The sequence below is a fragment of the Streptomyces sp. UH6 genome (assembly GCF_013421635.1).
Classification (GTDB): Bacteria; Actinomycetota; Actinomycetes; order Streptomycetales; family Streptomycetaceae; genus Streptomyces; species Streptomyces abyssomicinicus.
Genome location: NZ_JACADT010000282.1, coordinates 1 through 6,268 on the forward strand (window position 1 = coordinate 1; position 6,268 = coordinate 6,268).

Genomic DNA, 6,268 nt, shown 5'->3' on the forward strand with positions numbered 1-6,268 from the left:
GACCGAGGACTGGTCGCCCGGCAACGACCTGGAGCGGCATCTGGTCGCTCTGAACCCCGGCGGACCGCGCTACGGCTACCACCGCCGCAGGTACGAGCGCAGCGCGCTGGACCTCCTCGAAGCCCGCGACGGCGTCCCGGCGCAGCCCCCGCTCGACGCCGCCTACCTCCGCGCCGCCCTCGGCTACCCGGCGCGCCGGGCCACGGGTGACGGGTGACCGGTGCCCGGACCGGGACCGGGACCGGGACCGGTGCCGGTGCCGGCGCCCCGCCGGAGGTGCGGCGGCATCCGCCTCCGCACCGCACGGACCGTGGAGATCCGGTGGCCCGCTCGAAGGTGTCCGCGGGGCGGTCCGTCCGGCGGGGGGCCGGGGTGGGCCGGTAGGGTGAGGGAGGGCCGTGACTGGCGCGCTGGGATGGGACGGACCATCGGGGAGCGGCCCGGAGAGAACACGTGCCGTGCGCCTGGGCCACACCGTGACCGCACTCTGCCGGAGGCCGCCATGTCCGACCTTTCCCCCGAGTCCGCCGCGTACCGCGCCGCACTGGACGTCGTCCGCGCCGTGGAGCCCCGCGTCGCCGACGCGATCGGCCAGGAGCTCACCGACCAGCGCGAGATGCTGAAGCTGATCGCCTCGGAGAACTACGCCTCCCCCGCGACGCTGCTCGCGATGGGCAACTGGTTCAGCGACAAGTACGCCGAGGGCACCGTCGGCCGCCGCTTCTACGCCGGCTGCCGCAACGTCGACACCGTCGAGTCGCTCGCCGCCGAGCACGCCCGCGAGCTCTTCGGCGCCCGCCACGCCTACGTCCAGCCGCACTCCGGCATCGACGCCAACCTGGTCGCCTTCTGGTCGGTCCTCGCCGACCGCGTCGAGGTCCCGGCCCTGGCGAAGGCCGGCGTCCGCCAGGTCAACGAACTCTCCGACGCCGACTGGGCCGAGCTGCGCGCCGCCTTCGGCAACCAGCGGATGCTGGGCATGTCGCTGGACGCCGGCGGCCACCTCACGCACGGCTTCCGCCCCAACATCTCCGGCAAGATGTTCGACCAGCGCTCCTACGGCACCGACCCGGAGACCGGCCTGGTCGACTACGAGGCGCTGCGCGCCACCGCCCGCGACTTCAAGCCGCTGATCATCGTCGCCGGCTACTCCGCGTACCCGCGCCTGGTGAACTTCCGGATCATGCGGGAGATCGCCGACGAGGTCGGCGCCACCCTGATGGTCGACATGGCGCACTTCGCGGGCCTGGTGGCCGGCAAGGTGCTCACCGGCGACTTCGACCCGGTGCCGCACGCGCAGATCGTCACCACCACCACCCACAAGTCGCTGCGCGGCCCGCGCGGCGGCATGGTGCTGTGCGACGACTCGCTGAAGGACCAGGTCGACCGCGGCTGCCCGATGGTGCTCGGCGGCCCGCTGCCGCACGTGATGGCCGCCAAGGCGGTCGCCCTCGCCGAGGCGCGGCAGCCCTCCTTCCAGGACTACGCGCAGCGCATCGTGGACAACGCGAAGGCGCTGGCCGAGGGCCTGATGCGGCGCGGCGCCACGCTGGTCACCGGCGGCACCGACAACCACCTCAACCTGATCGACGTGGCCTCCTCCTACGGCCTCACCGGCCGTCAGGCGGAGCAGGCGCTGCTGGACTCCGGCATCGTCACCAACCGCAACGCCATCCCCGCCGACCCGAACGGCGCCTGGTACACCTCCGGCATCCGGATCGGCACCCCGGCCCTGACCACCCGCGGTCTGGGCACGGCGGAGATGGACGAGATCGCCGCGCTGATCGACCGCGTGCTCACCGAGGCCGTCCCCGGCACCACGGCCAAGGGCGCGCCGTCCAAGGCGCAGCACGTCCTCGACGCGAAGGTCTCCGACGAGGTCTCCCGCCGCGCCACCGAGCTGGTCTCGGGCTTCCCGCTGTACCCGACGATCGACCTGGGCTGAGGCCCGTGCCCGCCCGGGCGGGGGAGGCGCGGCCTCCCCCGCCCGGGCGGCGCCGCGTCGGCGTTCCGCGTCGGCGTGCCGCGTCGGCGTGCCGCGTCGGCGTGCCGCGGCTCTTAGAGGATGACGTGCGGCAGGAACCGCGCGTAGGTGTCCGTCACCGGGCCCGCGCTCTCGCGGATGCCGAGGCCCGCGGCCTCGCCCTGGACGACCCAGGCGCCCAGCACCACCCGGTTCCCGTCGAACGACGGCAGCGGCGCCAGCTCCTGGTAGCAGCAGGCGTCCTCGCGCGCCGGTGCCACGGACCCGGCCTCGTGCAGGGTGACCCCCGCCCCCTCGCGCCCGAGCAGCGGTTTGGCCACGTAGCCGGTGGTGGAGGCCATCTCGCGCGGGCCGTCCACGTAGGCGGGCAGCAGGTTGGGGTGGCCGGGGTGGAGCTCCCACAGGATCGCCAGCAGCGCCTTGTTGCTGAGCAGCATCTTCCACATCGGCTCGATCCACAGGGTGGAACCCGTGCCGCCGCCCAGGTCGAGGGTCTGCATCACCTGGGGCCCGAACCGGTCGGTGGTCAGCCACTCCCACGGGTAGAGCTTGAAGCAGCTGCGGATGAAGCGGAGCTTCTTGTCCACGAAGCGCCGGCTCAGCCGGTCCCAGCCGATGTCCTCCATGGAGATCCACTCGGTGCTCAGCCCGGCCTGCTCGGCGGTCTCCATGAGGTAGGCGACCGTCATCAGGTCCTCGCCCAGCTCGTCGGCCGCGGTGTGGGCGAAGTAGAGCGGGGAGCCGGGCGGCAGCAGGGGGGCCTGCTCGCGCCAGGCGTCCACCAGCCGCTCGTGCAGGGAGTTCCACTGGTCGGCGCCGGGGAAGCGGTCCTCCATCCAGAACCACTGCGGGCTGGCCGCCTCCACCAGGGAGGTCGGGGTGTCGGCGTTGTACTCCAGCATCTTCGCCGGGCCCGTGCCGTCGTAGCGCAGGTCGAACCGGCCGTAGAGGGAGGGGACCTCCGCACGACGGCGCCAGGACTCGGTGATGGCCTCGGCCACCCGCCGGTCGGTGACACCGAGGTCGGCGAAACGGTTCTCCTTGACGATGAACCCGGCCGCCTCCAGGCACATCTCGTGCAGTTCCTCGACGACCTCCTCCAGCGCCTCGACCTCGGGGAGGGAGAAGACGTAGTACGCGCTCTCGTCCCAGTAGGGGCGCAGGACGCCGTCGGGGTGGCGGGTGAGGGGGTAGATCAGCCCCTGCGACTCGACGGTGGCCTGCCAGTCGGGGCGGGGCTCGGTGGTGCGGCGTTCCACGGCGTCGGTCAGCCTCCGCCGCTGCCGCTGCAGCCGAAGCCGTTGCGGTCGACGGCCTCCTCGCGGCTGAAGGTGCCGTCCTCGGCCCAGCCGTCGTCGACCTCGGCGTCGTAGTACCAGCCGGCGTTCGTCGTCGTCCCGTACGAGGAGCAGTTGGAGTCCGCCACGACGCGGTAGCCGTTGGCGTACTCGTAGCTGTCCATGTCGACGCAGCGCTGGTCCGGTTCGGAGCTGCAGGACGTCAGCGTGGCGGCCACGACGCCCATTCCGCCCAGCACGACGGTGCTGGAGCGCAGCCGTCGGCGCTGCTTCTGTGCCATGGTCTTTCCCCCCGGTTCGGTGCGAGCGGTGCCTGACGCCAAGACACCCGGAGGCCGCCGTTCGGTTCCCTCCGCACAGGTGTGCAGCGTCTGCTACGCCCGGCAGCCTAGGGACACCGGCGCAAGAGAGCAATGTCGGCCACATGACAAGACCCCACGGGCGCCGTCCCTCACCTGGAGGGGGCGCCTCGCGGGGCCCGTCGAGCGGTGGTGTCAGGTTCACCGCCCACGGTGTCCCTACCCGTCGGAGCGGGGACGAATGCCTGTTCAGACGGACCGGCCCCGCCGGGCGGCCGAGCGGTCGCCGGACTCCACGGTTCCGCGCACGGGCCCGGTCCGCCCCCGCCGGACGCCGGCGGCGCGCACGGGAAAGGGGCGGCCCCCCGTGAGTGGGAACCGCCCCTCGCGCCGGCCGGGTGAACGCCCGATGGTCAGGGCGTGCGCTCACCCCGGCGGCGCCGGGTCACCGCAGGACCGGTGGTCAGGAGGTCTTGCGCTTGCGCAGGACCAGCATGGTGACGCCGCCGAGGACCACGAGGGCGATGGCGACACCGGCGATCACCGGGGTGGCGCTGTTGCTGCCGGTCTCGGCCAGGTTGGTGCCGTCGTCGGCCTTGTCGCCCTGGTCGCCGGCCGGGCTCGGCGCGGCCGAGGGCTCCGGGTTCCCGGAACCGCCCTCGGAGGCGGTCTGGCAGTCGAGGATGCCGGTGAAGGTCTGGTCGAGACCGTTCGGACCGGTGACGGCGATGCTGTACTCGGCGTCCTCCTTCACCGGGACGGTGACGGTGACGTCCTTGCCGGCCTCGACGGTGTGCTTCTCGCCGCCGATGGTGACCTCGCCCGCCTCGTCACCGCTGTTGGTGACCTTGACGTCGACGCCGCCCTTGGCGCAGTTGTTCACGGCCTCGGCCGCGAGCACCGCGCCGGTGGTCTCCTTCTCGCTCCACGTGGCGGTGAAGGACGAGGCGACCTTGCTCTGCGAGGAGCCCGCGAGGATCTGCGTCTGCGTCTTGACGCCGACGCCGGTGAAGGCGCGGCCGACCGACAGCTCGACGGAGCCCTCGACGGTGACCTCGGCGGCGCCGGCCGGGGTGCCCTCCGCGACGTCCACGTACAGCTCGGCGCCGTTGCTCACGCCGGTGACGGGGTTGCCCGCGGCGTCGACGACCTTGACGCCCTCTCCGGCGACCTTGACGGACGCGGTGCCCGCGTTGGTGGCGACGGTGACCGGGCCGAGCTTCTCGCCGGCCTTGCCGGCCACGGCCGGGGCGCTCAGCGACAGCGAGCCGCCGGGCTCCTGGATGGCCTTGGTCTTGGCGGCCTCGTACAGGTAGTCGGCGAGCTGCTCCGCCTCGGTGTCCTTGGCCTCCGCCTCGACGTGGTCGGAGTAGCGCCAGATGGCGACCTGGGTGCCGACGGCGGCGTCGCTCTTGGTGAACTCGCCGGTGATCCCCGCGGTCTTGGCCAGTGCGGCCTCGTCGATCTGCGGGAAGGCGTTCTTCAGGATCCAGTGGATCTTGCCGGCGTCCGGGTTGTTGGCCAGCGAGGACTCGGCCCAGGACTTCTCCTGGTACTGGGCCCCGCTGACCGTCTTCGTGTGGGCGTCGATGCAGTAGCTCTGCAGGGTGCCGCCGCCGGCGATGTCCATCGTGAACAGACCGGCCGTGACGGACTTGCCGTTGATCGTGGCGCCACCGGTGTGCGACATCTCGGACCTGAGCGTGGCCAGCGTGCCGCCGGCCGGGTTGTGGCCGTCGGCGGCGGCGACGCCCGCCGTGGCCAGGGTGCCGCCGACGCTGAGGCCGGCGACGAGGACGGCGGCGGACAGCCGCGTGGTGGCACGTCTCCGTATACGGAACATACGTTTCCCCTCCGGGCATGGCGGCGTCACGTCGCATCACGGCAACAGACTGACGGAGAGCGCACACCAGCCCGCGAAATCTGCAACTCCCCGAGGAATGGGGGTGCTTGTGAACAGTCGCGAACGCGACCGAGGGCCACATGATAGTCACACCGCGGAACCCGTGGTTCCCATGGGACGGAAAAGCTTGGCGCGCCACACGCGTTGTGCGTGTTGCTCACGTTACGTCCGCGTGCGCGCCCGACGTCCGGTCAGGAGACGGCGAAGTGCGCCAGCGCCGCCGCGAGTTGCTCCGCCTGCACCGGCCACTCGTCGGCCGGTCCGGCGACCAGCACGGCGTACATCGTCCCGTCGTCCGCCGTGAAGACGCAGTCCACGACCTGCTTGCGGAAGCCGAGTTCCTCGCTGTCGTACGCGTAGACCAGCTCCGCGGCGTCCGCGCCGACGGCGTCCGAGGCGCCTTCCGACGGGCCGGTCCCGGTGAGGGAGATCTCCTCGTACCCCGGCTGCGACGCCAGGTGCTCGGAGGCGGCCTCCAGCGACTCCAGCGGTGTGATCCCCGGTTCGGTCACCTCGAAGACCTGGACGAGGGAGCTGTCGTCCCCCGGCGTGTAGAAGACGCCGTTGTCCCGCTCGTCGCGCGTCCAGTCCTCCGGCACGGCGAGGGTGAAGCCGGCCGGGTCCTCCGCCAGCCGGTACCCGTCGGGCACCTGGGCCCCGTCCTGGGACGGCGACTCCTGCGGGGTCTCGGCCGGGCCGGTGGCGGCGGGGTCGTCGGTGGGCTCCGGTTCCACGGCGGCCGTGGTGGGCGTGGCGGCCGGCGCCGTTCCGGACGGAGTGCCGT

General features: G+C 72.5%; 5 protein-coding genes, 1 pseudogene and 1 riboswitch. Of the genes and pseudogenes, 2 read left to right on the plus strand and 4 right to left on the minus strand.

What is annotated here, in order from left to right; translation table 11 throughout:
• The coding region (locus HW445_RS15400) for a hypothetical protein (protein ID WP_374939655.1) at window positions 1-217 on the plus strand (217 nt) is incomplete at its 5' end.
• A 171-nt stretch (window positions 218-388) separates the two neighbouring features.
• Window positions 389-477: riboswitch (ZMP/ZTP riboswitch) on the plus strand.
• Between the two features lie 25 nt (window positions 478-502).
• Window positions 503-1,945: a glycine hydroxymethyltransferase gene (locus HW445_RS15405; RefSeq protein ID WP_180221588.1), complete on the plus strand. Its 1,443-nt coding sequence runs from the start codon at window positions 503-505 to the stop codon at window positions 1,943-1,945.
• Between the two features lie 113 nt (window positions 1,946-2,058).
• Here HW445_RS15405 and HW445_RS15410 read toward each other — a convergent pair whose 3' ends face one another.
• From HW445_RS15410 to HW445_RS15425, 4 genes and pseudogenes are all read right to left on the minus strand, one after another.
• Window positions 2,059-3,243 (minus strand): glutathionylspermidine synthase family protein, encoded by a 1,185-nt coding sequence (locus HW445_RS15410; protein ID WP_180221589.1) that lies wholly within the window; start codon window positions 3,241-3,243, stop codon window positions 2,059-2,061.
• A gap of 8 nt (window positions 3,244-3,251) precedes the next feature.
• Window positions 3,252-3,563: a hypothetical protein gene (locus HW445_RS15415; protein WP_180221590.1), complete on the minus strand. Its 312-nt coding sequence runs from the start codon at window positions 3,561-3,563 to the stop codon at window positions 3,252-3,254.
• 481 nt (window positions 3,564-4,044) lie between these two features.
• Window positions 4,045-5,424 (minus strand): Cys-Gln thioester bond-forming surface protein, encoded by a 1,380-nt coding sequence (locus tag HW445_RS15420; protein ID WP_180221591.1) that lies wholly within the window; start codon window positions 5,422-5,424, stop codon window positions 4,045-4,047.
• 251 nt (window positions 5,425-5,675) lie between these two features.
• Window positions 5,676-6,268: pseudogene (locus HW445_RS15425) on the minus strand (hypothetical protein); the annotation flags it as partial.